Source organism: Lentzea sp. (assembly GCF_036380075.1).
Classification (GTDB): domain Bacteria; phylum Actinomycetota; class Actinomycetes; order Mycobacteriales; family Pseudonocardiaceae; genus Lentzea.
Genome location: NZ_DASVFL010000013.1, coordinates 1 through 26,943, shown reverse-complemented (window position 1 = coordinate 26,943; position 26,943 = coordinate 1). Strand labels below are relative to the sequence as shown.

Below are 26,943 nucleotides of genomic sequence, written 5' to 3'. Positions count from 1 at the left end.
CGCGGTTCCTGGGGCTGCTCGGGCTCGCGGTCGGCGGCGCGCTCGTCGTGATGGCGCTGTTCGGGGTGCTGCCGACGTGGGCGGCGGGTCCGGGCGCGGCGGTCGGCGCGGCGTCGTTGCTGGCCGCTTTCGGTTACGCGGCACTGAGGAGCGGCAGTCTGCTGCACGGCCTGGTGCTGCTGTCGCCGGTGATCCCGCTGGCGGCCATCGCGGTCGAGAGACTGCCCCGCGACCGGGCGGAGGTCACGACCGGCACGATCACGGTCGCGGGCGTCGCGCTGGTGGTCACGGCGTTGCTGGTGCTGGGGTCACTGCCCGCACCGGTCCGCACGCCGCTGGCGGTGATGGCCGACTTCAAGCCGTTGGACATCTTGCGGCGGCGCTGGAAGAAGGCCGCCGTGGTGCTGGGGGTCGCGGCGCTGGCGTGGGCGGTGTGGCGGTTCGAGCTGCACCTGCGGCCGTGGCTGGTGATCCCCGCGTCCGTCCTCTGTGGAGCGTTCGGTGTCCGGATGGCGTTGTCCGGCGGGAAGTCGCTGCAGCGCTGGCGGCGCGTCGAAGGCGTCTGGGGCACGGAACGGGCCGAGCCGCCGGCCGCCGCGACCGCGGGCTGGGCCGTCGTCTACGGCATCGGGTACCTGGCCGTGGCCGACGTCCTGCTGCTGTTCGGGTTCCAGGGCCGGGCCTGGCAGGCGGTGATCGGCACGGCGCTGGTGTTCGGGCTGACGTTGCTGCTGGTCACGTCCTGGTACGTGCCCCGTGCGGAACGCCGCCGCATCCGGCTGCAGCTCGTCGACGAGGCGATCCCGGCGGTCTACCCCGAAGACCGCGCCGTCGCGGAGGTGCTGCGCGAACGACTGGAGGGCCACGCGTCGCTCTACCGGTTCCTCGTCGCGGGAGAGGGCGAACACCCCGCGGAGCTCACCCTGTCCCCGGCCGGACTTCTTGTCGCGCAACGAATTGAGACGAAGCTGCGGCCGGGCACCATCCGCAGTGGACTGGCGGTAGGTTGACCCGATGAGGGCCGATGCCACGCGCAACGTCGAAGCGGTGCTGCGCGCCGCCGCACGGGTGTTCTCGACGGACCCCCTCGCCCGGATCAGCGACGTCGCCGCCGCGGCGGGCGTGGACAAGCGGACCGTCTACCGGCGCTTCGACTCGCGCGAGGAGCTGCTGCTGGCCGTCTACCGCGCCCGGCTGGACCGGCTCGCGGCGCTGGTCGAGGCGACCCTCGACGACCGCCCGGTGCGCGACGCGCTGCTGGCGTTCGCCGAGGGTGGCATCCGGCTCAGCCGCGAGTGGCCCGTCGACATCCGCACGGTGACCGACCCGGAGGTCCGCCGCCGCCGCGAGGAGCTGGACGTGCGGATGGACGACTTCCTGCGCCGCGCCGAGCAGGCCGGGGTGCTCTCCCGCGGCCTGCCCGACGGCTGGTCGTTGCGGGTGCTGCAGACCCAGCTGCACACGGTCGCGCAGGAGATGCCGTCGCTCCCGCCCGCGGTGGCGGCCCGGCTCGTGGTCCAGACGTTCCTGCACGGCGTCGGTGTGTGACCCAGACCATGCCCTCGCCGGGCATTTTCCGGGCGCCCTGTGCGTCATAAGTGTCATCAAGAGTGACACTTATGGGAGTGACGATGACGAGGACATGGCTCATCACCGGGGCGTCGCGGGGCTTCGGGCGCGAGTTGGCTTCCGCTGCCCTGCAGGCGGGTGACCGGGTCGTCGCGACGGCACGGCGTCCCGAGCAGCTCGACGACCTGGTGGCGCGGTATCCGGACCGAGCGCGCGCGGTCGCGCTGGACGTGACCGACTCCGCTGCCGCCGCGTCCGCGGTCGAGCAGGCCGTCGCGGCGTTCGGGTCGCTCGACGTGGTCGTGAACAACGCCGGCTACGCCGACAGCGCGCCGATCGAGGAGATGAGCGAGGCCGACTTCCGCGCCCAGGTCGAGGCGAACCTGTTCGGCGTCGTGAACGTGACGCGGGCGGCCCTGCCCGTGGTGCGGCGGCAGCGTTCCGGCACCTTCGTGCAGTTCTCGTCCGTCGGCGGCCGCGCGGGCGGCACGCCGGGCATGGGCGCTTACCAGGCGGCGAAGTTCGCGGTGGAGGGCTTCTCCGAGGTGCTGGCGAGCGAGGTGGCGCCGTTCGGCGTGCGCGTCGTGATCGTCGAGCCGGGCGCGTTCCGCACGGACTGGCAGGGCTCGTCGATGGTCCGGCACGAGGTCGGCCCGGACTACGAGGAGACCGTCGGCGCGGTCAACCGGTTCCGCGACGAGACCGACGGCGTGCAGCCCGGCGACCCGGCCCGTGCCGCGCGGGTGGTCCTGGACGTGGTGGCGTCCGAGGAGCCGCCTCGCCGGCTGGTGCTCGGGGCGGCGGCCGTGGAGCACGTGCTGGCGGCGGAGGCGAAGCGGAGCGCGGAGACGGAGAAGTGGGCCGCGGTGAGCGCGTCGGCCGACTTTCCGGCGGAGTAGGCCCCAAGACGTGCCGTCGGTCCGGCCGCCCCCTGCGCGACCGGACCGACGCCCCCTCACCACCCGGAATCCCCTCCAGGCCCCCGAACCCCTCCTGCTCCCCCGAGCCTCAGGCCGCCAGCGCGATGACCGGCACCGTCCGGCCCATCGCCCGCGCGTACAGCGCCTCGAACCGCTCCAGCGTCGCCGCCAGCGCGTGGTGCGAGATGATCTCGCTGCTCGCCGCGCCCATCCGGGCCCGCGTGGGCGCGTCGTGCACGAGCGTGTGCAGGCGCTGGGCCAGCTGGTTCACGTCGCCCGGCTCGAACAGCCAGCCGTTGCGGCCGTGGTGCACGAGGTGCGGCAGGGCCATGGCGTTCGCGGCGACCACCGGCTTGCCCGCGGCCATCGCCTCCATCGTCGCGAGGCTCTGCAGCTCGGCGACGCCGGGCATGACGAACAGGTCGCAGCGGGCGTAGGCGTCGAGCAGCTCGTCCTCGGACACGAAGCCGTGGAAGCGCACGCGGTCGGCGATGTCCAGGTCGCGGGCCAGGAGCTCCCACTCGGCCCTGCAGGTGCCGTCGCCGACGATCTCGCCGAACGCACCGGGCACGCGGGCCAGGGCGCGCAGGAACTCGTCGACGCGCTTCTCCTCGTCCAGGCGGCCGACGAACAGGGCCGTGGGGCGGTCGTTGTGCGTCACCGAACGCTGGTAGCGGTCGATGTCGATGCCGCACGACACGGGGACGGCGCGTTCGGGGAAGCCGCTCTCGTGCAGCAGCTGCACGGCACGCGGGGTCGGGGCGGTGACGATGTCGGCCCTGCCGAACACCCGCGCGAGGTCGCGGTAGGCCCACTTGCGGGACAGGCCCTGCAGGAACGACGGCACGTGCGCGTGGCTGAACAGGTTCTCCGGCATGAAGTGGTTCGTCGCGAGCGTCGGGATGCCTTGCGCCACAGCGGAGTTCAGCACGAACCGGCCGACCACGAAGTGGGCTTGGACGTGCACGACGTCGGGCTTGAGCGCCTTGACGAGCTCGTCGGCCTCGCGGGAGGCCTGCCACGGCAGGCAGAACCGGAAGTCCGGGTAGAACGGCAGCCGGTGCGAGCGCAGCCGGTGCACCGTGACGCCCTCGATCTCGGTGGCGCGGGGCGAGTCCGGGGCGATGACGTGGACGTCGTGGCCCTTGCTCGCGAGACCCGTCGCCAGGCGCTGGGCGAAGCGCGCGGCGCCGTTGACGTCCGGCGGGAACGTGTCGGCGGCGATGACCACGCGCAGCGCGCTGGAGGTGTTCACGGGGAGCTCCGTTCGAATGAGGACACGAGGTTGACGAGCGAGTGCGAACACACCGCTGACGGCGGCGAGCGCGCAGGCGACCAGTGCCGCGCCGGTCCACGGGGACAGGTGCGCGGCCTCGCCGAGCAGGAAGGCACCGAGGCCGACCGCGACCAGTGGGTCCACCACGGTCAGGCAGGCGACGGCGAGATGAGGGGGCCCGCCGGCGTAAGCGTGCTGGACCAGCCAGCCGCCGACGGCGAGCGAGAGCGCGATGCCGAGCACGGACGCGATGTGCGAGAGCCCGAAACCGCCTTGCTGCACCGACTGCGAGACGGCGCGCATGAGCACGGACACGTACCCGTACGCCACACCACCAGCCGATGCGAACGCCACGGCACGGATGCGCGCGTTCGTCGTGAGAGCCGCAACGACCCCGGGAACGGCGATCGCGCCGAGGGCCACGAGTCCGGCCGTGAGTTCGAGATCGGGTGCGACCTGGGTCGCGGTGGCACTGCCGGAAGCGAGGAACACGAACGCACCCACGCCTGCAGTGGTGATGAGGATCGCCGGCAGTTCGCGGAAACGGCGGTCCAGCAACGCGGTCAGGCCGATCGCGAGCACGCCGATCGGCTGCACGACGGTCAGCGGCGCCATGCCGAGCGCGGCCGCGTGCACCCCGGCACCGGCGACGAGCAGCGCGAGCCCGGCGAGCCAGCGCGGTTCGCGCAGGACACCGGCGCGGGCACCGGCCTCCGCGACCGCGTCGTGCTGGAGGCGGGCCGCGAAGGCGAAGCACACGGCGCCGAGCACGGCGAGAGCGATGGCGAGCAGGGTCATGACGTGCGCCTCACCTGTAGTGCCGCGACGGCGAAAAGGAGTCCGTAAAGGGACGCGAACAAAACTCGTTCGGTCAGCCCGCGCGCCTCGAATCCGCCGAAGGAAACGTGGCTGACCAGAAAAGCGGCGCTCGACACGCTCGCCGTTATTGCGATACCGAGCAGAGCAGGAAATGTGCGGGCGATGAGCAGTCCGGCGGCCGGCAACGCCACGAACATGGCCGCGCCGGCGTACCGGTGGACGTAGCCGGACACGGAGGTCGGCGCTCCCGCCGGGTCGGTCGGAAAGATCGTCGACACGGTCAGGCCCGCCGACCACACGCCGATCAGCCACTGCGCTGACCTGCTCACACCCCGCAGGTTGACGGCCAGCAACGCCGATACGGCCGCGAGGCTGAGAGACGTCGCCGCCAGGAGACCCGTGCCGTTGTCGACGAACACGTAGTCGCTGATGACGTCGCTGACCGGGTCGAGCTGCCCTGCCGACACGACATGCAGGTAAAGAATCGGAACCAGTGAGAACACCAGTCCCCAGACCACCCATCCCCGTCTTTCCGCCCCCATCTCGAGCACGGGAAAAGTCTCTTGTGAACGCGGTGATCAACCAATGGGGAACTCCCCCGAGCAGACCCTGAGGTGTCCCTGAGGTCCCGGGGTAGGGACAGCCCCACCTTTTTCGGTTCCGCTCGCGCGAACCGGCGCCGCGACCCAGCTGTGTGCGGAATGCCCCGACCGCCTAGGCTGCGTTCCTGTGAGCCCGAATCCCCAGCCTGCGGTGGAAGTGTCGGGGCTGGTCAAGAGGTACGGCTCGAAGACCGCCGTCGACGGCCTCGACCTCGTCCAGCAGCCCGGCACCGTTCTCGCCCTGCTCGGGCCCAACGGCGCGGGCAAGACGACGACCGTCGAGATCTGCGAGGGCTTCCGCGGCGCCGACGACGGTTCGGTGCGCGTGCTCGGCCTCGCGCCCGGTTCCGAGGAGCTGCGCCCGCGCATCGGCGTGATGCCGCAGGGCGGTGGCGGGTATCCCGGCATCCGCGCGGAGGAGATGCTGAACCTCGTGGCCGCGTGCGCCGCGAATCCGTTGGACCCCAAGTGGTTGATCGAGGTCCTCGGACTCGGCGGCGCCGCGCGCACCCCGTACAAGAGGTTGTCCGGCGGTCAGCAGCAACGGCTCTCGCTCGCGTGCGCGTTGATCGGACGCCCCGAGCTCGTGTTCCTCGACGAGCCGACCGCGGGCATGGACCCGCAGGCGCGCCGTCTGGTGTGGGACCTCGTGGGCGCGTTGAAGGACGACGGCGTCGCGGTGCTGCTGACGACGCACCTCATGGACGAGGCCGAGACGCTGGCCGACGACGTCGTGATCATCGACGAGGGCCGCGTCGTCGCGCAGGGCTCGCCCGCCGAACTCACCGCGCACCGCGCGGACGACCAGCAGCTGCGCTTCCGCGCCCGGCCGGGCCTCGACACGTCGCTGCTGTCCGCGGCGCTGCCGGAGGGCCTGAAGGTGCGCGAGGCCGCGCGCGGCCAGTACGTCGTGGAGGGCCTGATCGACCCGCAGGTCGTCTCGACCGTCACGTCGTGGTGCGCGCAGCAGGGCGTGCTGGCCGAGGAGCTGACGGTGGCCAAGCGCAGCCTCGAAGACGTTTTCCTGGAGCTGACCGGCAGGGAGCTGCGTTCGTGACCACCTTCGCTCCCGGCACCTTCAAGCCCGCGCCCGGCCGCGGGTCCCTCGCGAAGATGCTCTTCGTGCACGCCCGCACCGAGGCGCTGCTGACGTTGCGCAACGGCGAGCAGGTCCTGCTGACCGTGCTCATCCCGCTGGCGCTGCTGATCGCGCTGTCGCTGATGTCGGTGATCCCGATGCCGGAGCCGCGCGTCGGCTCGGCGACCGCGCGGATCTTCGCGCTGGCGATCATCTCGTCGGCGTTCACCGGCCAGGCGATCGCGCTCGGGTTCGACCGCCGCTACGGCGTGCTGAAGCGGCTCGCGGCCTCCGCGCTGCCCCGGTGGCTGCTCGTGGCAGGACGGGTCTGCGGCGCGCTCGTGGTCGTCGCGGTCCAGATCGTTCTGCTGGCCGTCACCGCGCTGGTCCTGGGCTGGAAGTTCCCGTTGAGCGGCCTGCCGTGGGTGGTGCTGCTGATCGTCCTGGGCACGCTGACGTTCGGCGCGCTGGGCGTGCTGCTCGGGGGCGCGCTGCGGGCGGAGATCGTGCTGGCGCTGGCGAACATCATCTGGTTCGTGCTGCTGATGGTCGGCGGTGTGGCGCTGTCCGTGCCCGTCGGGTTCGTGCACCTGCTGCCGTCCGCCGCTCTGGCAGAGGCGCTGGAAACCGCTGTGGTGCACGGCACGGCACCGGGTGTGGCACCCGTCGCAGTGCTCGTGGCCTGGGGTGTTGTGGCCGGTGCACTGGCGACCCGGACGACTCGTCTCACGTAACGGGACCTACCATCAGAGGCGTGTCGAAGCTGACCGCCTTCCTCGTGTCCTGGCAGCGCGCATTCGCGATTGCCGTCGTCATCGCGCAGGCCGGAATCGCGGTCACCGGGTCGATCGTCCGCGTGACCGGCTCCGGTCTCGGCTGCCCGACGTGGCCGCAGTGCGTCGAGGGCAGCGTCGTCCCGGTCGAGCACCCCGAGGTCGCGGCCCTGCACCAGTGGGTCGAGTTCGGCAACCGCACGCTGACGGGTGTCGTCGGCATCATCGCGGGCCTGTGCGTGCTGGCGGCGTGGTTCCACCTGCCTCGACGCCGCCGGGTCTTGGTCCTCTCGCTCGTCCAGCTCGTCGGCGTGGCCGTGCAGGCGGTCGTCGGCGGCATCACGGTCCTCGCCGGCCTCGCCTGGTACACCGTGTCGATCCACTTCATGATCTCGATGGTCCTGGTGTGGATGGCCGTGCTGCTCGTGAGCTCGCTGTCCGAGGGCGACGGCCCCGCCCGGCTGAAGGTGCCCGCGCCGCTGATGAAGCTCCAGGTCGTCATGGCCGCCGTGCTGGGCGCGCTGCTGCTCGCCGGCACCTGGGTGACGGCCGCCGGCCCGCACGCCGGTGACGCCTCGACCCCGCGCCTGGACGTGGAGGTCGCGACGCTCGCCCAGGTCCACGCGGACCTGCTGTTCCTGTTCCTGGGCCTGCTGACCGCCGTCGGCTTCTTCACGCGCACCCGCACGTACTGGACGCTGGTCGGCGTCGTGCTCGCCCAGGGCGCGCTGGGCATGGTCCAGTACTGGACGGGCGTGCCCGAGGTGCTGGTGTCGCTCCACGTGCTGGGTGCCGGCGCGGTCGTCATCGCGACGGCGGCGCTGTGGACGTCCTCACGGGAGCGCACGCACGCCGTGGAGCTGCCCGCCGACGAGACCGGCGATCAGGCGCTCAGCAAGGCCTGAGCCTCACCCTGGTCGTTGTGCCCGGCCCAGTGGGCGGGCGTCGCCTCGAAGTTCGCGTCGGTGATCGCCCGGTCGGCCCCCGCGTCGAGCAGGACCCGGATCACCGGCAGGTGCCCGCGCTCGGCCGCGAGGTGCAACGCCGTCACGCCCTCGCCGTGCATCGGCCCGCCGAACGTCGTGCGCTGGTCGGGGTTCGCGCCCAGGTCCAGCAACGCGCGGGTGGCGTTCTCCAGCCCCCGGTACGCCGCCCACGCCAGCGCCGTCCCCCGGTAGACGTCCGCGTCGATCCGGGCGCCGCGCTTCAGCAGCTCCCCGAACACCTCGACGCGGTCGTTGCGCGCGGCCCACGACAACGCCTCGTCGAGCACTTCCTGCGGGTCGTCCGTCGGCCACCACCGCGGAAACCCGCTGTGCGGCCGGTAGTACCCGCGCTTCGCCTCGGGTTCGGTGGCGAGGTCGAGGTTCCCCAGACCGGCCGCCGTGCGCAGGTTGGGCGGGTCGACGCCGAGCAGTTCGGCGGTCTCCCGGTTGCCCCAGAACAACGCGACGGTGAGCGGCGTACCGCCCTCCCCGCGCGCCTCCAGGTCCGTGCGCGCACCCCGGCCGAGCAGGATCCGGGCGAGCCCGGGCAGGTTCGCGTACGCGGCCTGGTGCAACGCCGTCCACCCGTGGACGTTCCGGTGGTTGATGTCCGCGCCGTCGTCGAGCAACACCTCGACGAGCCGCTCGTCCCCCGTCGCCGCAGACAGCCCGAGCAGGTCGTTGCCGTTGGTACCACTGGCCTTCACGAGCCACGGGTCCCGCGTGATGATCGCCTTGAGCTCACCGGGGTTCTGCATCTCGATGGCCTGGTAGGCCCGCGCGAACGGCCGGGGCCTCCGGATGTGCGCCTCGAGGGCCTTCCAGTCCTCACACCCGTGGGCCTGCGCGAGCACGATGTGCGCGCCCTCGTCAGTCAGCGGCACGTCCTCGAACACCTCGAGCGCGCCCGGCACGCCGTCCCACGCGGAGGCCAGCAGTCCCCTGGCGCGCTCCTCGTAGTACTCGACATCGTCGCGGAACGGGTGCCACATGCACCCACGCTACTTCGGCTGGGCGGGCCTGCGCTCCCACAAAGCGGGAAGTTCCTCCGAGAGCCAACCGTAGAGCCGGTCGACGGTCTTGAGCCGCTGCGCACGCTCCGGATCACCGCTCATCAACCGCATGCCGTCGTCCGTCAGCGTCTGCACGCTCGCGATGGCGTTGAGCTTGCGCTGGATGAACTCCGACCACGCCTTCTCGTTGATCCGGTACTCGGCGGCCTGCCGCCCGCGCCGCGTCCGCTTGGTCACCAGCCCCACGTTGACCAGGTACTTCAGGTTGGTGCTGATCGACCCACTGCTGGCCTCCAGCTCCTGCGACAGCTCCGCCGCCGTCCGCTCCACCGGCTGGCACACCAGCAGGTACCCGAGGATGCGCCCGCCGATGAGCGGGATGCCCTCCTCGGCGAAGTGGGCCGCGAAGCGCTCGATCCACGCCGACAGCCTGGTTTCCCTGCCTACGCTCACCGGTGATCCCTTTCGGTCGACACTGAAATCATCGTAGCGATCTCGGCGGCCAGCGCAAGGGAAATGGTGATCGGAATGGCGGCGAGAGGCGAGACCGGCCTCCATCAGAAACACCCGGAAACGGCAAAGGGCCTCTCACAACCGAGTTGCGAGAGGCCCTGAGCCGGAAATCAGCACACAGGCGCGAGCGGCGTCGTCTCGTCCGGCCCCGGCCTGCGCCGCCACCGGTCCAGCTTCGCGTGCTCGGTCAACGAGATCAGCGTCTCCCGAACGGAGACCCGGACCCGCGGATCGCAGTTCACGACCGGGACCTCGGGCGCGATCCCCATGCCGCGGATGATCGCCTTGACGTCCGAGCGGACGGAGTCGTGCACGTTGTTCAGAGCCAGCACGTACGGGATCTTGTGGTCCTCGAAGTACCGCATGGCGTCCACGGAGTCCGCGGGCCGCATCACGTCGAACAGGACCACCGCGCCGACGGCGCCGCGCACGACGTCGCTCCAGCCCGCGCGCGGGTCCTGCCACTGCGGGGCCACGAACAGGTGCAACGCGAGCCCGGGGTCGAGCCACACCCGTCCGAACTGGATGCGCACCAGCTCGGTCACCAGGCCGGCGCGTTCCGGCGCCATCGCCGTCATGGTCAGCAGATCGTTTTCCACGATCGTCCTGATGAAGGTGCTCTTGCCCACGCCGAAGCCGCCGGCGACGACAATCTTGGCCGAGGTCAGCTCCCGACCGGGCGGCCCAGGGGGCCCGAATTCGGGAAATCTAGAGCCGACGTAGTCCACTAAGCACTCTCTCCATCAACCCGAGGTCCGGCGTGTCACCGCCCGCGGAAGCGGTCTGGTGCACGTCCACCAGACCTCGTTCCGCCATGTCGCCGAGCAGCACCTTCACGACTCCCAGCGGGAGGCGCATCAGTGCGGCCACCTCCGCGACGGATCGCGGAGAACGGCACAACTCGACAACGCGTTGGTGCTCAGACTGCAAGATACCTGCCGACCGCCGGCTCTGATCATTGGCGGAGACAAGTGTCTCGATCTCGAGATGGATGCTCGACCTCGTGCGGCCGCCTGTCCAGGCGTACGCGCGCACGATCGACGAGTCGGCCGGCTCGGCGGGGCCGAGGTCGAAGGCCGGTATCTCGGTCCTGGGCACCGCGGGAGCCTCGCGCGGCGCCGGTTCCGGCGCGGAGGACGCGCGCGGCTTCTTCCGGCCCGAGTCCAGGGAGAACCCGTTCATCAGGTCGGCGAACGTCTGCTCGGCGGGCGTCTCCGCCCGCCTGCGCCGTCGGTTCGGTTCTGCGTCCGAACTCATAGTCACCTCACGCTGTGCAGCTGAGCTCGCAGTTCGGGGGTGAGGATCTGGCCCACCTGGTCGACGACCACGGTCATCTCGTAGGCCACCTGGCCGACGTCGCTGTCGGGCGCGGCGAGGACCGCCAGACAAGACCCGTCTCGAATGGACATGAGGAGCATGATCCCGTAGTCCATCTCGATCACGGTGCGCAACACTCCGCCGCCCTCGAAACAACGCGCGGCGCTCAACGTGAGCGCCACGACGCCCGAGGCGATGGCGGACAGCTGGTCCGCCCTGTCCGGCGGCAACCCGGCCGACTTGGTGAGCAGGAGGCCGTCCACCGAGATCACGATCGCGTGGGCGACACCGGCCACGCGATCGGTGAAGTTCGTGATGAGCCAGCCGAACTGGTCCACCTTGCTCGACTGCGGCGTGCTCATGCCTTCTCCCCGTTCCGCTGGCCGTTCCCCTGGCCGTGTCCGTTCCCGTTGCCGCCCAGCGGGGCCTGCCTGATGCCCGTCTGGTAGCTCGCGAGGAAGCCCCGAGTCCGCTCCGGATCGCGCTTCGGCCCGGTGGCCGGGCGCGGCCCGTTCCCCGGGCGGTCCGCGAGGTCGGGGAGCAGGTTCTTGCGCGGCGCCCGTTTCGGCAGCCCGGCGTCGGTCTCGCCCGCGTCCGTGGCGGGGTCGCCCGGCTGCTCCCAGACCGTCCCGCCGGCCTTCTTGCCGAACCAGGAGGCCACTGCGGACGGTGACGAGCGGTGCGCGGGATCCGGTGTGGACCCGTTCGGCGGTTGGTCACCGCTGACCGTTTCGTCCGGGGCTCCGCTGCCGGCGAACCAGGAGGACGTCGTCTCGCTCAGCGACTCTGCAGGCACGGACTTCTCAACGGACGAGGCGCCGCGAGGGTTTCGCTGCGGCAGGGATTCGTCGATGGCCGCGCCGCGGAACGACATCCACTCCTCGGACTCGCGCGGCTGCTCGATGGCCGGGGCGGGCGGCGGCGCCAGGTTCGGGGTCTTGACGACCACGTGCGGAGGCTTCGGCGTCAGCGCGGGCTTCGGCGTGAGCGCGGGCTTCGGCTGCGGCAGCGCGGCGTGCCGGGGCTGGGACGGCGCGGGGGCCGCCTCGTGCGAGCGGACGAGGTCGGACGGCACGAGCACGAGCGCCCGCAGGCCCTCCCTGCCCTCCCCCGCCGAGCGCAGCCGCACGGAGATGCCGTGGCGCGACGCGAGCCGGCCGACGACGAACAGGCCCATCTGCCGCGACACCGGCACGTCGTCCTCGGTGTCGGTGGACAGCCGCTCGTTGGCCTCGGTGAGCTCCGCGGGGCCCATGCCGATGCCCTGGTCGGCGACCTCGACGAGCACGGTCCCGTTCTGGTCGAGCCGCGAGCCGATCACGACCTGGGTGGCGGGCGCGGAGAACGCCGTGGCGTTGTCCAGCAGCTCCGCGACGAGGCGCACGAGGTCGCTGGCCGCGTAGCCGACGATCTCGACCGACGGCGTCGACTTCACCACGACCCGCTGGTAGTGCTCGATCTCGGACGCCGCGGCGCGCAGCACGTCGGCCAGCGGGACGGGCTGGCTGAACCGGCGGGCCGTGTCCGTGCCGGACAGCACCATCAGGTTCTCGTTGTTGCGGCGCATGCGCGTCGCGAGGTGGTCGAGCTTGAACAGGTTGGCGAGCTGCTCCGGGTTCTCCTCGTGGCGCTCCAGCTCCTCCATGAGCTTGAGCTGGCGCTCGACGAGGCCCTGCGAGCGGCGCGACAGGTTGACGAAGATGTTCTTCATCCCCGACCGCAGCGACGACTGCTCGACGGCGGAGCGGATGGCCTGCTCGTGCACCGCGTCGAACGCGCGGGCCAGCTGGCCGAACTCCTCGCTGGAGTGCACCGGCACCGGTTCGATCTCGGTGTCGGGCTTGCGGTCCGCGCGGATCGCGGCGACGACCTCGGGGAGGTGGTGGTGCGCCACGTCGAGGGCGGAGCGCCGCAGCTCGGCGAGGGAGCGCAGCAGGTAGCGGCCGATGACGAAGCCGAGCGTGACGGCGACCAGCAGCATCGCGAGCAGGATGACCGCGGCGGCGCCGGCCTTGTCCGACGTGTCGTCCTGCAGCTGCGCGGCGGACCCGGCGAGCTGGTCCTGCAGCTCGCGGACGACCTGCTCCATCAGCCGGGCGGTGGTGCCGGACGACTTGTTCCAGTCCTCGACGGCGATGCCGAACGACGGCGGGGGCTTCGGCTGGCCGGGCCTCGTCGCGGGCGCCGGGGTGCCGTCGGGCTGCGTGAGGGCGCGTTCGACGAGCGCGGAGCGGTTCGCGACGGCAGCGCCGGTGACGGTCTGGTCGTAGGCGCGGCGCTGCTCGGTCGTGCCGATGGCCTGGAAGTCGTTGAGGCGGTCCTGGAGGCGGATGTCGGACTGCTCCAGCGCACGGACCTCGGGACCCAGCAGCTTGCCGCGGCCGATGCCGGCCAGGACGACCGCGTGCTGCAGCGAGACCTGCTCCTGCGCGATGACCATGTTGTGCAGCGCCAGCGCGGTGCCGGAGATGGCCTGGTCGCCGAACTGGCTGATGAGCGCCTGTTCGAAGTCCAGCAACGACTTCACGACCGCCGTGTAGCCGGTGGTGCCGCCGGACGGGTCGCCGTCGTCGCCGCCCTGGGCGACCTTCTCGCGCAGGTTCTTCAACGTCTCCAGCTGGCCGCCGAGCTCGGAGAACCGGCTCTTCGCGACCTCGCTGACACCGCTGGTGCGTTCGACGCGGCGGCGCACGGTCGTGGCGGCGTTGTCGGTGGACCGGATCTGGTTCTGGTAGGCGCCGACGCCGGAGCCGCTGGTGGAGCTCTGGGCGGCGAGCGTGCGTTCCTGCTGGACGCTCGAGATCAATGGCGCGAGATCGGCGCGCAGCCGCACCAGTCCCTGCATCTGCACGTAGTTGTTGGACCGATCGACGTAACCGGAGATCTGCAAAGCACCCGCGCCGACGGCGACCGCCACCGGGACGACCAGGACGACGCCGAGCTTGACGGGCAGGCGCCAGTTGCGCCAGTCGCTGATCTTTCTCCACTCGACATTCACGAAATGGTCCCCAAGGCGCGCTCGAAGTGCCCCACTTTCGGCTACCTCCTGGCCTGGTGAATCCCCATGAGTCGAGACACCCCTCGCAGTTCGATATCGACGACCGCCGTGTCGGGTGTGAGCGGATAGTAGGCCAGAGAGCGTGACGCGACAACGACCTGGGTTGTGCTCGGTCGATCACCGACGGTGATGGCCGACCTTTTGGAGTGGTCCTGCGGGTTCAGGGGATTGACTCGCCGCCCCGCGTGGTTACGCTTGCGCCCCCCACCCCCGGTTCCGCCGCCGCCTCCGCGCGGGCGCTCGCCGGGCACTCCCCGTAACGAATGCGAGCGGTTGATGACGAAGGCGCTGCCCTCCGTGTCACGCCCGGCGACCCCCGGTTTCGCGACCTTCGAAGAGCCCCGTCACTCATTGCTCATAGACGGTGACGGTGAGCCGGATTTCGGCGCCATCCAAACGAGTGAGGATTTCCTGGCGCTCAAGCGCCGGGTCACCCGATTCATTCTCCCGGCGACTCTGCTGTTCCTCGCCTGGTACGTCACGTTCGTATTGCTTTCCGCTTACGCGGGCGACTTCATGCGCACTCCGCTGTTCGGAACGGTGAACGTCGGCCTGACGATGGGATTTCTCCAGTTCATCACCACGATCGCCATCACAATGGCCTACGCGCGTTACTCCAGGAAGAAGCTCGACCCGCAGGTCGACAAGGTCCGCGCGCTGGTGGAACCGTCCGAGGAGCTCGCGTGACCGGGGCGAACACCGCGATCAACCTGTCCGTCTTCGGCATCTTCGTGCTGCTGACGCTCTACGTCGTGTACCGCGCTTCCACGCGGAACGTGAGCGCGTCGGACTACTACGCGGCGGGCAGCAGCTTCACGGGCACCCAGAACGGCATCGCGCTCTCGGGCGACTTCCTGTCCGCGGCGTCGTTCCTGGGCATCTCCGGCGCGATCGCCGTGAACGGCTACGACGGCTTCATGTACTCGATCGGCTGGGTCGTCGCCTGGTTGATCGGACTGATGCTGATCTCGGAACGGCTGCGCAACACCGGCCGTTTCACGATGGGCGACGTGATGGCGTTCCGCATGCGCCAGCGCCCCGTGCGCGCGGCCGCGGCGAACGCGACTCTCGTGATCTCGCTGTTCTACATGATCGCGCAGATGGCGGGCGCCGGCGGCCTGATGGCGTTGCTGCTCGACGTCCACAGCAAGGTCGGCCAGGCGATCATCATCGCGGTCGTGGGCATCGTCATGGTGCTGTATGTGCTGGTCGGCGGGATGAAGGGCACCACGTGGGTGCAGATCATCAAGGCCGTCCTGCTGATCCTGTCGGTGTCGCTGCTGACGATCTTCCTGATCGGCAAGTTCGGCTTCGACTTCTCGTCGATGCTCGACCGCGCGACGCAGCGGTCGCCGCTGGGCGAGGCCGTGCTGGCGCCGGGCGTGAAGTACGGCGCCACGGGCCTGTCCAAGATCGACTTCATCTCGCTGGCGCTCGCGCTGGTGCTGGGCACCGCGTCCCTGCCCCACGTGCTGATGCGCTTCTACACGGTGCCGAACGCCAAGGAGGCCCGCAGGTCCGTCGTGTGGGCGACCTGGATGATGGTCATCTTCTACTCGTGCACCCTGGTCATCGGCTTCGGCGCGATGGCGCTGGTCGGCACCGACAGGATCACGAGCGCCCCCGGCGGTGAGAACTCGGCGGCGCCGCTGCTCGCGTTCCAGGTGGGCGGCACGGTCCTGCTGGGCATCGTCTGCGCGGTCGCGTTCGCCACGATCCTCGCGGTGGTCGCCGGCCTGACCCTGACGGCCTCGGCCTCGTTCGCCCACGACGTGTACGCGAACGTCCTCAAGCACGGCGAGGCCGACCCGCGCGACGAGGTCCGCGTCGCGCGCCTCACCGCGATCTGCGTCGGCGTGCTGGCCATCGTCGGCGGCATCGCGGCGAACGGCCAGAACATCGCCTTCCTGGTGGCGCTGGCGTTCGCGCTGGCGGCGTCCGCGAACCTGCCGACGCTGCTGTACTCGATGTTCTGGAAGCGCTTCAACACGCGCGGCACGCTGTGGAGCATCTACGGCGGCCTCACGTCGTGCGTGCTGCTGATCGTCTTCTCCCCCGCCATCTCCGGCTCGAAGTCGTCCGTCTTCCCGGACGCCGACTTCGCCTTCTTCCCGCTGTCCAACCCCGGCATCGTGTCGATCCCGCTGTCGTTCCTGGCCGGGTTCGTGGGCACGTTCCTGGGCGGCGAGAAGGCGGACCCGGACAAGCAGGCGGAGATGGAGGTGCGCGGGCTGACCGGGATCGGGTCAGGCCTGCGCTAGCAGGTCCGCCACGGCGGCGTTGAACACCTCGGGGCGTTCCAGGTTCGGCATGTGGGCGGCACCGTCGACCACGACCAGCGCCGAACCAGGGACGCGCTCATGCATGTACTCGGCGTCGGCGACCGGGGTGTACTCGTCGTCGCTGCCCACGACCACCAGCGTGGGCACGGTGATCGCGGCGAGCGTCTCCGTGTAGTCAGGACGTTCCGCACGTCCTCGCAACGCCGCCGCCGCGCCTTCCGGCGGTGCGTTGTGCATCATCCGCGCCACGTGCTCGCCGACGGCGCGGTTGTGCGGCGCGACCATCTTCCACTGCACCTCGGTCGCGTACCCGGACATGCCCTCGCGCAGCAGCCGGTCCGCCATGTCGTTGCGGTTCCTGCGCCCCTGCTCCGTCTCCGCCTGCGCGAAGGTGTCGGCGAGGACGAGACCGCGCAGGCGGCCGGGGAACCGCCGGGCGCACTCCAGGACGATCTGGCCGCCCATCGACAGGCCGCCGAGCACGAACCGGCCGACGCCGAGGTGGTCGAGCAACGCGGCGACGTCGGACGCGAAGACGTCCAGCGGCGTGATGCCGGGAACCACGGTGCTCTCGCCGTAGCCGCGCAGGTCCGCGGCGACCACGCGCCAGCCGGCGGCGCTGAAGTGCTCGACCTGCGGCCGCCACATCGAGCGGTCGAACGGGTGGCCGTGCACGAGCACCAGCACGTCGTCGCCGGTGCCCTCGTCGTCGTAGCCGATGGTGATGCCGTTGACGTTCGCGGTGGTCATGCCCCGACCCTAGCCGCGAACGGCGGCCGCCTGGATCGCCTTCGCCAGCCGCGACGCGGCCTCCTGACCGGTGTGCTTGAACCCGAGCGTCGGCTCGGTCAGCTCCAGCTCCAGCAGCAACGGCTCGCCGTCCGGTCCCTCCACGACGTCCACCCGTGCGTAGAGGAAGTCCGCGCGCCGCAACGAGAGCAGCTCCGCCGCCACGTCGAGCACCCGGTCGGCGAGCTCCCGCTGACGCGCGGTCGGCTCGATGCCGCCCAGCTTCTCCTCGACGTACAGCCCGGACTCCGACTCGGCCAGGCCCTGCGCCAGCATCGGTCCCTTGTGGAACGAGTGGGAGTACTCGCCCGCGAAGAACACCAGCGCGGTCTCGCCGTGGGCGTCCACACTGGACTGGTAGGGCTGCACCAGTGCTTTGACGCCCAGGGCTTCGAAGTGCGCGCGGGCGGCGGCGTGGCCGGTGAACCGGGCCGCGCCGCGTGATCCGGCGCCGATCGCCGGCTTCACGACGAACTCGCCGTCCGGGAAGACCGGCTCCGCGCCGGGTTCCACGACCGAGGTGGGCACGACGGCCACGCCTCGGGAGGCCAGCTCGACGAGGTAGGACTTGTCGGTGTTCCACCGCACCACGGACACCGGGTTCGCGAGCGCCGGCACGCGGTCGCACCACGCCAGGAACTCGTCGAGGCGGTCGGTGTAGTCCCAGGTGGCGCGCAGCACGACCAGGTCGGCGCGCACGTCGGCACCCCAGGGCTGCCACGCCACGTCGACGCCGTCGGACCTCAACGCCTCGATCAGCGCGTCCTCGTCGCCGTCGCCCTCCGGCAGGGCGGCGCAGGACGCGAGCACGACCTTCATGACTGCATCTTGGCCATCTTGCGGCGGTGCGCGGGGCCGATCTTGGCGGCGGCCGTGGTCTCGCGGTCCCACTCGGCGGCCTCGACGCCCTGCGCGGCCTCGACGGCGCCGGTGGCGTCCTCGACGGTCTTCGTCATCACGTCGCCCATGGCCCCGTCCGCGCCGACCAGCACGATCCGCGCGCCGGACCGGCCGATGGGCTCCACGACGGCCTTGACCCCGGCGCCGTCCCTGCCGTGGGTCTTCACGAACTCGGCGATGCGCTTCTGGGCGCTCTGATCAGACACCCCCACACTGTAAAACCAGCGGGTAGCTTCAGTCGGGTGACCACCGACACGATCACGTCGTTCCTCTCGTGGTACTTCGACCACCACCCCGCCCACGCCGCCCAGGTCGGCTCCACCGAGCACTACTCGACCTTCGGGGACTTCTCCGCCAGCGCCTTCGAGCAGCGGGCCAGGGAGAACGGCGAGTGGGTCACGCGGCTGGAGCCGTTGCCGAAGTCGGTCGACCGCGACCTCGCGCTGTCGGTGCTGCGCGGCTCGCTCGCGGCGGAGGCGTGGCCGGGCTGGCGGCGCGACCCGCACGAGTACTCCGGCATGGTCTTCTTCGGGCTGCTCGGGCCGTTCCTGCACGGGCTGCTGCCCGAGGCCGAGCTGGTGGACACCGCCGTCGCGAAGCTGCGCGAGGTGCCGTCGGTGTTCGCCGCCGCCGAGGCGAACCTCGACCCGTCGCTCGCGTCGCCGCTGGTCGTGCGGCGGGCGCTCGACCAGGTGCGGACCGGCCGGTCGTTCCTGCTGGACTCGCTGCCGCTGGAGGTGTCCTCCCCGGGGCTGCGCGCGAAGCTGGCGGAGGCGGCCGTGCCCGCGGCCGAGGCGTTCGACCGGTACGCGGTGTTCCTCGAGGACCTGGCCGTGCGGGCGACCGGCGACTGGCGGATGGGCGAGAAGCTCTACTCGACCCTGTTGCAGGACAAGGAACTGCTCGGCTACGGCGCCCCGGACCTGCACCAGCGCGGCCAGGACGCCTACGCGGCGCTGGAGGACGAACTGGTCGAGCTGGCCGGCACCGCGGACTGGCGCGCGGTGATGAGCGGCCTGCAGGACGACCACCCGCCGACGCTGGAGGCGATGCGCGCCGAGTACGAGGCCGAGACCGCACGGGCCCGCGCCGCGCTGGTCGAGCACTCGCTGGTGACGCTGCCCGAGGGCGAGGAGTGCCGCGTCGTGCCGTCGCCGCCGTTCCACCGCGCGGTCATGGCGGTCGCGAGCTACGTCGGACCGCCGCCGCTGACGTCGAAGCGCACCGGCTACTTCTTCGTGCCGTTCACGCCGCCCACCGCCACCGACGAGCAGATCGCGCACCGGCTGCGCACCAACTCGCGCTCGCAGCTGCCGACGATCTCCGTGCACGAGGCCTACCCCGGCCACCACTGGCACTCGGCGTGGGTGGCGGCGCAGGGGTCCGCGCACCCGTTGCGCAAGGTGTTCCGCACGTCGTACTTCTCCGAGGGCTGGGCGCTGTACTCGGAGAAGCTGCTGCGCACGGTCGGCTACTACACGACGCAGGCCGCGCTGATGAGCCACGTCGAGGCGCGCCTGTTCCGCGCCGCCAGGATGATCGTCGACACCGCGTTGCACTGCGGCGACATGACGCCGCCGGAGGCCGAAGCGTTCATGCTGGCGCGCACGGCGCTGACGCCGGGCACCGCGGCGGGCGAGGTGAAGCGGTACTGCGCGTGGCCGACCCAGGCGCCGTCGTACCTGACCGGCGCGCTGGAGATCGACCTGGTCCGCGACGAGTACCTGGCAGCGGGGCTGGGGTCGTTGCGCGACTTCCACGACCGGATCGCGGGGTCGGGCTCGCTGCCGCTCGGTCTCGCCCGCCGGGTGGCCCTCGGCGAGGAGTAGCCCTACGCGGGTTGGTAGGCCCGGCCGGCCGGTGTCAGGCTCGTCCCCGTCGACAGCCCGGTCGGGCTCGTCTTCGTGGACAGGGTGAACCACGAGTACCGCTCCACGAAGGACAGTCCGTTGAGCATCTTCGTGGAGGCGGTGATGAACGCGTTCTGCTGCGACTCGCTCGGGTGGACCGCGCGGCCGGAACGCCAGTCGATCAGCGCGTACTCGGTCAGCCAGATCGGCTTCTTGTAACGGTTGTGGACGTTGCGCAGGTAGCCCTCCAGGTGGCCGGTGGCCGCGCTGGAGAAGTCCTGGCCGTACCAGTGGATCGGGATGAAGTCGACGCGCAGGCCACGTGCCTGGGCGCCGGCCATGAACCGGTCGAGCCAGCCGCCCGCGACGTCACCTCCGTACGCCACGGCCGGGGCGCCGAGCCGCAGTCCGGTGCCCTGCAGGCGGGGCCACAGGTCCAGCGCCCGTTCGACGGTCATGTTCGCCTGGCCGGCCATGTCGGGTTCGTTGAAGCCCAGCAGCTGGCGGCCGTTGGCCTTGGCGTTGTTCAGCTCGGTGTCCGTGACGCTGCCCGCGCCCCAGATCATGGGGACGAACTCGGCACTGCTCTGGATCCCCCTCCTGTCCGAGGCCCACGTGTAGTACCAGCGGGCGTCCAGGGCGGAGATGGCGGCGCCGGCGGGACCGGGGTCGTCGGCCGCGGTCACGCCCTTCTTGGTGGAGGCGGCGTGTGATGGAAGCGCTCCCATGAGGAGCAATGCGATCAGCAGCAGGGTTGTTTTTCGCATGGACCGGTCATACCAGTGCCCGGACGCTCTTTTGCCCGTTCGGGCGGCGCGGGGGAACATCGGGTCGTTCACGGGAGTTGTCCCCGGTTGAGCCGATCTAGGAGGACGGATGCCCAAGGCAGTGGTGGTGCGGTCGACCGGTGGCCCGGAGGTGCTGGAGCACACGGACGTTCCCGCGCTCACGCCCGGTGACGGCGAGCTGCTGGTCCGCACGAGCGCGGCCGGGGTGAACTACATCGACACCTACCAGCGCAGCGGCGTCTACCAGCTCCCCCTGCCGGCCACGCTGGGCCTGGAGGCCGCGGGCGAGGTCGTCGAGTCGAACTCCCCCGACTTCGCCGCCGGCGACCGCGTGGGGTGGATGTCCGTGCTGGGTAGCTATGCGACCGAGGTGGTGGTGCCGGCGTCGGCCGCCGTGCGCGTGCCGGACTCGCTGGACGTGGAACTGGCCGCGGCGTCGCTGCTGCAGGGCATCACCGCGCACTACCTGGTCAACTCGACGCACGCGGTCAAGGAAGGCGACCGGGTGCTCGTGCACGCGGCGGCCGGCGGCGTCGGGCTGCTGCTGACGCAGTGGGCGAAGTCGAAGGGCGCGCACGTCATCGGCACCGTCTCCACCGACGAGAAGGAGGCGCTGGCCCGCGAGGCCGGTGCCGACGAGGTGCTGCGGTACGGGGACTTCGCGGCGCAGATCGAGAAGGTCGACGTCGTCTACGACGGCGTGGGCCGCGACACGTTCGACCAGTCGCTGGCGTCGCTGAAGCCGCGCGGCCTGCTGGCCCTGTTCGGCGCGTCGTCCGGCGCGGTGCCGCCCGTCGACCCGCAGCGGCTCAACGCGGCCGGCTCGGTGTTCCTCACGCGTCCGTCGACCGGGTCGTACCTGCTGGACCGGGCCGAGTTCGAGTGGCGCGCCTCGGACCTCTTCGAGGCGATCGCGTCCGGGACGCTGAACATCCGGATCGGCGGACGCTACAAGCTGGAGGAGGCCGCGCAGGCGCACACGGACCTGCAGTCGCGCCGCACGACCGGCAAGCTGCTGCTCCTGCCGTGACTTCTCGGGCGTACCGCGTCGGACGCTGACGGGTCCGGGTGCCCGCGCGGCACCCGGACCCGGTTCGTCCTACGCGGCGGGGGTGACCTTCACGCCGTCGATCACGAACACCAGCGTCTCGTTCGCCTTGATGCCCTGACCGCCCTGCCCGTAGCCCTTGGCCGGCGGCACGACGAGCAGGCGGCGCCCGTTCTCCTTCATCCCGACGATGCCCTCGTTCCAGCCGTCGATGACCGGCGCCTGACCGACGTTCTCCACGTCGAACGGCTGCCCGCGCTTGAACGAGCTGTCCAGCACCTTCTTGTCGGAGAACGTCGTGAGCTGGTAGTTGACCGTGGCCGTCGTGCCCGTCTTCACCTCGGCGCCGGTGCCCTGCACCAGGTCCTTCACGAGGAGCTCGTCGGTGGGCTTGCAGGCGGGGATCTCGACCTTGGGGGCCGACCCGAAGTCACCGGTGACCTTGAAGTCGTCGATCTTGCAGGGGGTCGTGGGCGCGCTCGAGGAGCCGGAGGAGCCGCTGGACGGCTGGGCGGAGCTGCCGCAACCCGCGAGGCCGGTGGCCGCTGCGAGCGCCAGGGACGCGATGAGCAGGACGTTGCGCATGGTTGGGCAGCGTATTCGGGCGGGTGTTAGCGGGGTGTAGCAGGTCGGTTGCCGGGTGGCTTCCAGCCTTGGGTTGCGGCGTGGTCGCGACACCGGCTCGCGACCCGTCTCAGCCGGGGTGCGCCGGGTTCGCCCTCGCGGACCAACCCCACCCGGCGCCGAGCGGACCAAGACACGCCGCGTGAGTGCGTTCGGGTGGGTGGGTCACCCTCATCCGACACGGCGGAGGGTCTGTGCGACGCGGTGTCACCGGGGCGCACGGATGCGGGCCGGCCACTGGGCTCAAGGGCGGTTATTCCGGGAGGAAATGTCGCACGAATAGCAGCTTCCTTATCTTTAGACCGACGCGTACAGTAACTCCTCGCACTTGATCGGACACCGAGCGCATTCGTCCGTTCGGGTAGCGGCCGATGAGGTGACCCAGGAGGTGGGAGTTGTGTTCGCGGAGGCCGGAGGCATCCGCAGCAACCTGGTCCAGGAGTTGTTCTGGACTCGTACCGGGTTGCTCCTCCTCGTACTCGTGGCGACGTCGGGTGCGTCGCTCGCCTTTTCCAGTCAAATGGATTCCGGTACGGCGAGAAACCTGCTGACGGCGCTGGGCACGGGAACTCTCATTTCCGCTGTCGTGAGCTTCACGCAGACGTTGATCACGTCGAAAGCGGCGCAGAAGGCTCTGCTCACGCCCGTCATCGAGGAGAGCCGCAAGGCGCTCAGGGAGCTCACCGAGGAGTACCGGGCGCTGGACCGGGAGTTCTTCCCGAGCCACGTGTTCGAGCCGACGGCGAAGCCCGACCCCGAGTTCAACCAGCTCATGATGCAGGACCTGGAGCGGACGCGGCTGTACTGCTTCCGCGGGTTCGCCGGGCGGTACGCGGCCGGAAGGGTGCTGCTCAGCCAGACGGAGTGCGAGCTCAGGGCGGTGCTGGCGGACCCGCGGGACGACGGCGCGATCAGCGGGCGGGCGCGGTACCTGTTGCGCGGCGAAGGTGCCGACGGGGACTACGACGAGATCCAGAAGCAGCTCAAGGAACAGATCCGCATCGGGCTCGTCGGGCTCTACGCGGCGCGCGGGCGGTGCAGCCGGATCGACGTCTCCATCGTCTCCGACCCGCCGCTCGACCGGCTGGAGCTGTTCGACGACTCGGTGTGGATGACGCTCTACAGCAACACCGCCGGAGTGCTGAGGCCTTATCCGCGGACCCTGCGGTTCACCGAGAGCTCGTTCCTCTACGCGATGGAACGCGCGGAGTTCCTGCGGATCAGCAGTTCCCGGGCCGGCTACCACTTCGTCATCACGCCGGGAACGACGAACGACGACTTCCTGGCGTTGTTCGAGAAGATCACCGGCGAAAGTCTCACCAAAGACGGTTTCAAGGAGCTCGAGGACAAGTTCCACGCATTCCGTCGCGAATTCTCCGCATCTGCTCAGTTGAGGAGCTGATCGATCTTGCTAGCCGAGTTCACCGGGTTGTCCGCGCTCGAGGAGCTCGCCGCTCGGGTGGGGCGCGCCCGTTTTCCCGTCGTCGACCACTGGTCCGACGTCGGCGAGTGGTTCCGCGAGTGGGCGGCCCGGCCCGAGCTGCGCGCGGAGCTCCGCGCCCACCTCGACGGGCTCTCGCCCCAGCAGGCGACCTGGGTGATCGCGCATTCCCGGGAGACGACGACGCACTTCGCGTGGTGCCTGCGGGACGAGCCGGCCGAGCCGTTCACGTTCTGGCTGCACGAGTACAAGCCGCTCTCGGACTGGCGGGCCGGCTACGCCGACTCGGTCCACAACCACCGGTACCACTTCTGCACCACCATCCTGAGCGGCGCCTACCTGCACGAACGGTTCGACGCGCGGCTCGGCGTCGGCGGCCGCAGCATCGTCGGCACCGAGCTCACGCGCCGCACCCAGTGCACCGAGGGCACCACCGGCACGTTGCTCGCGCACGAGTTCCACCGCATCCCGCGCGCCGCCGACGGCACGATGACGTTCCTGGTCAAGTCTCGCGCCGTCACGCCGTGGAGCCTCAGCTACGACCCGGACACCGGGATCAGCCACCGGCACGTGCCGGTCGAGGACCGTCTGGAGGATCTGACGAACCACCTCTGAACCCGCACGGGACCGCCCGTGCCGCGCCTACCATCAGCCCACCCGTTGGGAGGGCTGATGATGCGTACGCGCACAAGGATTCCGAGGTCTGTCATCGCGGACGTGGAGCAGCGCGTGAGGCGGCTGTGCGAGGACCTGGCCGCCAAGCTGCAGTTCCACGGCTGGCACCACGTGAGCTTCGTCCGCGACAAGTCCGTGCACTTCGCCGAGCGCAACGGCGCCGAGGTGGACGTCGTCGAGGTCGCCGCGCTCGTGCACGACCTGAACTACATGGTCCGCCGCAACTCGCTGCCGACCGACGGCGCGGCGTTGCGCCGCAAGGTCCTCTTCGTCGCCGGCGTCCCGCAGGGGGACATCGACCGGATCGAGGAGGTCGTCCTCGAAGCCGAGATGCGCACCCGCCACCGCGACATCTCGCCGGAGGCCCAGGCCCTGTCCGACGCCGACACGCTGTTCAAGGCGCTGCCGGTGACGCCGGTCGTCCTCGCGCACAGGTACCTGCAGGAGAACGGCATCACGCTGCGCGAGCTGGCGCACAAGATCGTGGGCGAGCAGGCGGGCAAGGCCGACGAGGGCTACTACTTCTACGACGCGGAGGCCGCCGCGACCTACACGAAGTGGGCCGAGACGAACCTCTCGCTGTGGAAGTGCATCGTCGAGTCGCTCGACGACCCGTGCGTCGAGGACCTGCTGACCAAGGTCAAGCCCTAGCTCCGGCTACTTCGAGGTCACCTCAGGCGACCGCGACGCGGACGAGGCGCACCGCAGCAAGCCGGGCTCAGGGCCGCTGTGGTGCGCAGTGCCCTGAGCCCGGTTTCACCCGACCGGCTCACCGGCCGACTGAGGCGGCTCCTCTTCCGGCGGCTCCAGCTGCTTGATCAGGTCCCGCACCAGCTTCTCGTGTTCCGCCGCCAGCTTCCTTCCGTCGTACTCCTGCAACACCGCTCGCGCCTTGCTCAGCCCGGTGGCCGGCACCGCGGGCTCCGGCATGTCCTTGAACAGCGACACGGCTTCGGTGCCTCCGGCCTCGTTGAACTCGGGGGCCAGATGGCCGGCGAGGCCGTGTTCGGCCCGCCGTTCGAGGATGCACACCCATGCCTGGTTCACGGTCCGCCGTGCCACGTTCTCAGCGTTGTCGAGCGTCGTGCGCAGCCGCTGCCAAGCGGGGTCGTGCGCGCGCTTGGCCACCTCGGCCTCCGCGACGACTTTGTCGAACGTCTTCTTCGCCTTCCGGAACTCCTTCTCGGCGCGTGCGACAGAGTCGGCCCACGGGTTGTGCTCCACGATCTTCACGAAGATCGCCCCGAACGTGAAGAGCAGGAACAGCATCACCACGGCCCAGGGCGGGTAGCTCGACGACTCCCACGGAACACCGTCCTCGGCCGGCTTGCGCACTCGCAGGGTCGCCCACACCCCGAAGGTGACCATGATGAACGCGAAGAAGGCGAGCGGCGTCCCCCAGATCGGCCACGGCAGGTCGTCCGGACCGCGCGTCTGCACGAACGGACGCCACTGCACCAGGCGCTTCAGCGCCTCCCGCAGGTAGAAGGGCTCGCGCCGGACCGCCCGGTCCCGGTGGGACCAGCCACGGACGACCTGCCTCGCCAGCATCATGCCGGACACGAGCAGCGCCGCCGCGATGAGGAAGCCAGGCAGGTAGGTGAGTGCTCTGAGCAGATCATCCGTCTCGTTGGTGATGCTCTTCAGCACGAACGAGAAGAACCATGTGTCGTAGATCGCCGCGATGACCAGCGCGGCATAGAGCACCCAGGTCAGCACACCGGGCCGGTGCCTGCGGTCCTCCGGCCCCTCGTGCGCGTGGCGGCGGGCGACGCGGTGGCGCTCGGTTCCCGCGACGCGCACTGTGCCATCCGCCCTGAGCGCGTCCAGACCGTCCAGCGCCGTGCGCCACCGGGCGACCGCGTCGGTGAGCTCGCGACTGGCAGCGTCCACCTCGGTCATCGACGCGACCAGCCCTGCCTCGGCGTCGATGGCCGCACGGGCCAGCGTCGCCGCCTCGGCGTTGTCCAGCTCCGTTGCGTTGTACCGGATCCGCGGCGTCAACGGGACACCGTGCATCCCGGCACACGGGGCTGTCGGCGGGCAAGGACGCGGCCGCGAGTAGCCGGCTCCCGACCCGTTCACCGTGATCTGGCTCATCGCGATCTCACCAACCTTTGTTCGTGACGATCTCGACACGGCGGTTGCACTTCATCGCCTGCTCGTCGTCCGAGTTGGGGCACAGGGGCTTCTCCTCGCCGAACCAGCGCGTCTCGATGTTCGTCGTCACGCCACTGTTGCGCAGCACCGCGCGGACCGCCTCAGCCCTGCGCTGAGAGAGACCGAGGTTGTACTCGTTGGTGCCACGGGAGTCCGTGTGCCCGGAGATCATCGTGCTGGCACGGGGATACTCTTTGATCTTGGCCGCGACCTTCTCGAGCTGGGCCACGCCCTCGCGCTTCAGCCGGTCGGAGTCGAAGTCGAACAGCACGAGGTCGCTGTCCCCCAACGCCCAGACGATCTCCTTCTCACCGTCGACACCGTCCTCGGGCGCCGGGAAGGCGACCTCGGGATCGGACATGTCGCCCGACGGAGGCCGTTGGGGAGACTTGCCCACGACCGAACCCGTTTCGATGGCGCAGTTCTCCGGACGCACCCCTGTCGCCTCGCACAGCCGTTGCC

Annotated in this window: 27 protein-coding genes and 1 pseudogene; 13 read left to right on the top strand and 15 right to left on the bottom strand. The window is 70.5% G+C overall.

The genetic code is table 11. The features are described from left to right. The 3 genes and pseudogenes from VF330_RS01335 to VF330_RS01325 form a co-directional block, all read left to right on the top strand. A pseudogene (locus VF330_RS01335) lies at nt 1–1,010 on the top strand (DUF3376 domain-containing protein); the annotation flags it as partial. Nucleotides 1,011–1,014: 4 nt separating this feature from the next. After that, the gene (locus VF330_RS01330; protein WP_330849597.1) at nt 1,015–1,548 is read left to right on the top strand and encodes a helix-turn-helix domain-containing protein; all 534 of its coding nucleotides are present in this window, start codon (nt 1,015–1,017) and stop codon (nt 1,546–1,548) included. Between the two features lie 83 nt (nt 1,549–1,631). After that, complete coding sequence (locus VF330_RS01325) at nt 1,632–2,468, top strand: oxidoreductase (RefSeq protein ID WP_330849596.1); 837 nt, start codon at nt 1,632–1,634, stop codon at nt 2,466–2,468. Nucleotides 2,469–2,577: 109 nt separating this feature from the next. Here VF330_RS01325 and VF330_RS01320 read toward each other — a convergent pair whose 3' ends face one another. Together VF330_RS01320 and VF330_RS01315 are read right to left on the bottom strand one after the other, a co-directional pair. Continuing rightward, nucleotides 2,578–4,563 carry a glycosyltransferase gene (locus VF330_RS01320; protein WP_330849595.1) on the bottom strand — a complete coding sequence of 662 codons (1,986 nt, stop codon included), beginning with the start codon at nt 4,561–4,563 and terminating at the stop codon, nt 2,578–2,580. Further along, nucleotides 4,560–5,126 (bottom strand): DUF998 domain-containing protein, encoded by a 567-nt coding sequence (locus tag VF330_RS01315; protein WP_330849601.1) that lies wholly within the window; start codon nt 5,124–5,126, stop codon nt 4,560–4,562. Before VF330_RS01315 ends, VF330_RS01320 begins: the two co-directional genes overlap by 4 nt. Before the next feature lie 187 nt (nt 5,127–5,313). Here VF330_RS01315 and VF330_RS01310 point away from each other — a divergent pair, with 187 nt between their 5' ends. From VF330_RS01310 to VF330_RS01300, 3 genes are read left to right on the top strand one after another with little or no spacing between them, the layout of a single operon-like run. Beyond that, the gene (locus VF330_RS01310) at nt 5,314–6,243 is read left to right on the top strand and encodes an ABC transporter ATP-binding protein (RefSeq protein ID WP_330849594.1); all 930 of its coding nucleotides are present in this window, start codon (nt 5,314–5,316) and stop codon (nt 6,241–6,243) included. Continuing rightward, nucleotides 6,240–6,998, top strand: coding sequence for an ABC transporter permease (locus tag VF330_RS01305; protein ID WP_414675316.1), 759 nt, complete (start codon nt 6,240–6,242; stop codon nt 6,996–6,998). Before VF330_RS01310 ends, VF330_RS01305 begins: the two co-directional genes overlap by 4 nt. A gap of 20 nt (nt 6,999–7,018) precedes the next feature. Continuing rightward, nucleotides 7,019–7,942 carry a COX15/CtaA family protein gene (locus tag VF330_RS01300; RefSeq protein WP_330849593.1) on the top strand — a complete coding sequence of 308 codons (924 nt, stop codon included), beginning with the start codon at nt 7,019–7,021 and terminating at the stop codon, nt 7,940–7,942. Here the strand turns inward: VF330_RS01300 and VF330_RS01295 are convergent. From VF330_RS01295 to VF330_RS01270, 6 genes are all read right to left on the bottom strand, one after another. Further along, nucleotides 7,921–9,015 (bottom strand): ankyrin repeat domain-containing protein, encoded by a 1,095-nt coding sequence (locus VF330_RS01295; protein WP_330849592.1) that lies wholly within the window; start codon nt 9,013–9,015, stop codon nt 7,921–7,923. The two genes, VF330_RS01300 and VF330_RS01295, sit on opposite strands and share 22 nt — an antisense overlap. Before the next feature lie 9 nt (nt 9,016–9,024). Then, nucleotides 9,025–9,489 carry a transcriptional regulator gene (locus VF330_RS01290; protein ID WP_330849591.1) on the bottom strand — a complete coding sequence of 155 codons (465 nt, stop codon included), beginning with the start codon at nt 9,487–9,489 and terminating at the stop codon, nt 9,025–9,027. Nucleotides 9,490–9,659: 170 nt separating this feature from the next. Further along, nucleotides 9,660–10,148 carry a hypothetical protein gene (locus tag VF330_RS01285; protein WP_330849590.1) on the bottom strand — a complete coding sequence of 163 codons (489 nt, stop codon included), beginning with the start codon at nt 10,146–10,148 and terminating at the stop codon, nt 9,660–9,662. A gap of 109 nt (nt 10,149–10,257) precedes the next feature. Beyond that, complete coding sequence (locus tag VF330_RS01280) at nt 10,258–10,806, bottom strand: DUF742 domain-containing protein (protein ID WP_330849589.1); 549 nt, start codon at nt 10,804–10,806, stop codon at nt 10,258–10,260. 2 nt (nt 10,807–10,808) lie between these two features. Further along, complete coding sequence (locus VF330_RS01275; protein WP_330849588.1) at nt 10,809–11,228, bottom strand: roadblock/LC7 domain-containing protein; 420 nt, start codon at nt 11,226–11,228, stop codon at nt 10,809–10,811. Further along, nucleotides 11,225–13,864 (bottom strand): nitrate- and nitrite sensing domain-containing protein, encoded by a 2,640-nt coding sequence (locus VF330_RS01270; RefSeq protein ID WP_330849587.1) that lies wholly within the window; start codon nt 13,862–13,864, stop codon nt 11,225–11,227. The genes VF330_RS01275 and VF330_RS01270 overlap by 4 nt, the downstream gene beginning before the upstream one ends. 336 nt (nt 13,865–14,200) lie before the next feature. Between VF330_RS01270 and VF330_RS01265 the strand changes: the two genes are divergently transcribed. Further along, nucleotides 14,201–14,611, top strand: a complete 411-nt coding sequence (locus tag VF330_RS01265; protein ID WP_330849586.1) for a DUF485 domain-containing protein — start codon at nt 14,201–14,203, stop codon at nt 14,609–14,611. Then, nucleotides 14,608–16,185: a cation acetate symporter gene (locus VF330_RS01260; protein ID WP_330849585.1), complete on the top strand. Its 1,578-nt coding sequence runs from the start codon at nt 14,608–14,610 to the stop codon at nt 16,183–16,185. Before VF330_RS01265 ends, VF330_RS01260 begins: the two co-directional genes overlap by 4 nt. Here the strand turns inward: VF330_RS01260 and VF330_RS01255 are convergent. The 3 genes from VF330_RS01255 to VF330_RS01245 are packed head-to-tail and all read right to left on the bottom strand — an operon-like array spanning nt 16,171 to nt 18,101. Beyond that, nucleotides 16,171–16,956: an alpha/beta hydrolase gene (locus VF330_RS01255; protein ID WP_330849584.1), complete on the bottom strand. Its 786-nt coding sequence runs from the start codon at nt 16,954–16,956 to the stop codon at nt 16,171–16,173. The two genes, VF330_RS01260 and VF330_RS01255, sit on opposite strands and share 15 nt — an antisense overlap. 9 nt (nt 16,957–16,965) lie before the next feature. Then, nucleotides 16,966–17,814: a hypothetical protein gene (locus tag VF330_RS01250; RefSeq protein ID WP_330849583.1), complete on the bottom strand. Its 849-nt coding sequence runs from the start codon at nt 17,812–17,814 to the stop codon at nt 16,966–16,968. Beyond that, complete coding sequence (locus VF330_RS01245; RefSeq protein WP_330849582.1) at nt 17,811–18,101, bottom strand: hypothetical protein; 291 nt, start codon at nt 18,099–18,101, stop codon at nt 17,811–17,813. The genes VF330_RS01250 and VF330_RS01245 overlap by 4 nt, the downstream gene beginning before the upstream one ends. A gap of 36 nt (nt 18,102–18,137) precedes the next feature. On the opposite strand from VF330_RS01245, the gene VF330_RS01240 reads away from it, so the two are divergent. After that, on the top strand, nt 18,138–19,724 hold the full coding sequence (locus VF330_RS01240) for a DUF885 domain-containing protein (RefSeq protein WP_330849581.1): 1,587 nt from the start codon (nt 18,138–18,140) through the stop codon (nt 19,722–19,724). A gap of 2 nt (nt 19,725–19,726) precedes the next feature. Here VF330_RS01240 and VF330_RS01235 read toward each other — a convergent pair whose 3' ends face one another. Further along, nucleotides 19,727–20,512, bottom strand: a complete 786-nt coding sequence (locus VF330_RS01235; RefSeq protein WP_330849580.1) for a glycoside hydrolase family protein — start codon at nt 20,510–20,512, stop codon at nt 19,727–19,729. Between the two features lie 109 nt (nt 20,513–20,621). Here VF330_RS01235 and VF330_RS01230 point away from each other — a divergent pair, with 109 nt between their 5' ends. Further along, entirely contained in the window at nt 20,622–21,563 is a 942-nt protein-coding gene (locus VF330_RS01230) for a quinone oxidoreductase (RefSeq protein WP_330849579.1), read from the top strand. Nucleotides 21,564–21,632: 69 nt separating this feature from the next. Here the strand turns inward: VF330_RS01230 and VF330_RS01225 are convergent, their stop codons facing one another. Beyond that, complete coding sequence (locus VF330_RS01225) at nt 21,633–22,166, bottom strand: FKBP-type peptidyl-prolyl cis-trans isomerase (RefSeq protein ID WP_330849578.1); 534 nt, start codon at nt 22,164–22,166, stop codon at nt 21,633–21,635. A 502-nt stretch (nt 22,167–22,668) separates the two neighbouring features. Here VF330_RS01225 and VF330_RS01220 point away from each other — a divergent pair. From VF330_RS01220 to VF330_RS01210, 3 genes are read left to right on the top strand one after another with little or no spacing between them, the layout of a single operon-like run. Next, nucleotides 22,669–23,607 (top strand): hypothetical protein, encoded by a 939-nt coding sequence (locus tag VF330_RS01220; protein ID WP_330849599.1) that lies wholly within the window; start codon nt 22,669–22,671, stop codon nt 23,605–23,607. A gap of 6 nt (nt 23,608–23,613) precedes the next feature. Next, nucleotides 23,614–24,261: a hypothetical protein gene (locus VF330_RS01215; protein WP_414675315.1), complete on the top strand. Its 648-nt coding sequence runs from the start codon at nt 23,614–23,616 to the stop codon at nt 24,259–24,261. A gap of 60 nt (nt 24,262–24,321) precedes the next feature. Further along, a complete protein-coding gene (locus tag VF330_RS01210) occupies nt 24,322–24,972 on the top strand; it encodes an HD family phosphohydrolase (protein ID WP_414675314.1) in 651 nt (216 codons plus the stop codon). Nucleotides 24,973–25,077: 105 nt separating this feature from the next. Here the strand turns inward: VF330_RS01210 and VF330_RS01205 are convergent, their stop codons facing one another. Further along, nucleotides 25,078–26,325 carry a hypothetical protein gene (locus VF330_RS01205; RefSeq protein WP_330849576.1) on the bottom strand — a complete coding sequence of 416 codons (1,248 nt, stop codon included), beginning with the start codon at nt 26,323–26,325 and terminating at the stop codon, nt 25,078–25,080. 103 nt (nt 26,326–26,428) lie between these two features. Beyond that, on the bottom strand, nt 26,429–26,943 hold a 515-nt coding region (locus tag VF330_RS01200), incomplete at its 5' end, for an OmpA family protein (RefSeq protein ID WP_330849575.1).

Excerpts from the sequence above, each read along its gene's own strand:
- VF330_RS01295 (WP_330849592.1), bottom strand. The coding sequence starts at position 9,015 with ATGTGGCACCCGTTCCGCGACGATGTCGAGTACTACGAGGAGCGCGCC.
- VF330_RS01210 (WP_414675314.1), top strand. The coding sequence starts at position 24,322 with ATGCGTACGCGCACAAGGATTCCGAGGTCTGTCATCGCGGACGTGGAG.
- VF330_RS01320 (WP_330849595.1), bottom strand. The coding sequence starts at position 4,563 with ATGACCCTGCTCGCCATCGCTCTCGCCGTGCTCGGCGCCGTGTGCTTC.
- VF330_RS01235 (WP_330849580.1), bottom strand. The coding sequence starts at position 20,512 with ATGCGAAAAACAACCCTGCTGCTGATCGCATTGCTCCTCATGGGAGCG.
- VF330_RS01225 (WP_330849578.1), bottom strand. The coding sequence starts at position 22,166 with ATGCGCAACGTCCTGCTCATCGCGTCCCTGGCGCTCGCAGCGGCCACC.
- VF330_RS01255 (WP_330849584.1), bottom strand. The coding sequence starts at position 16,956 with ATGACCACCGCGAACGTCAACGGCATCACCATCGGCTACGACGACGAG.
- VF330_RS01315 (WP_330849601.1), bottom strand. The coding sequence starts at position 5,126 with ATGGGGGCGGAAAGACGGGGATGGGTGGTCTGGGGACTGGTGTTCTCA.
- VF330_RS01330 (WP_330849597.1), top strand. The coding sequence starts at position 1,015 with ATGAGGGCCGATGCCACGCGCAACGTCGAAGCGGTGCTGCGCGCCGCC.
- VF330_RS01275 (WP_330849588.1), bottom strand. The coding sequence starts at position 11,228 with ATGAGCACGCCGCAGTCGAGCAAGGTGGACCAGTTCGGCTGGCTCATC.
- VF330_RS01325 (WP_330849596.1), top strand. The coding sequence starts at position 1,632 with ATGACGAGGACATGGCTCATCACCGGGGCGTCGCGGGGCTTCGGGCGC.
- VF330_RS01265 (WP_330849586.1), top strand. The coding sequence starts at position 14,201 with ATGACGAAGGCGCTGCCCTCCGTGTCACGCCCGGCGACCCCCGGTTTC.
- VF330_RS01230 (WP_330849579.1), top strand. The coding sequence starts at position 20,622 with ATGCCCAAGGCAGTGGTGGTGCGGTCGACCGGTGGCCCGGAGGTGCTG.
- VF330_RS01280 (WP_330849589.1), bottom strand. The coding sequence starts at position 10,806 with ATGAGTTCGGACGCAGAACCGAACCGACGGCGCAGGCGGGCGGAGACG.
- VF330_RS01250 (WP_330849583.1), bottom strand. The coding sequence starts at position 17,814 with ATGAAGGTCGTGCTCGCGTCCTGCGCCGCCCTGCCGGAGGGCGACGGC.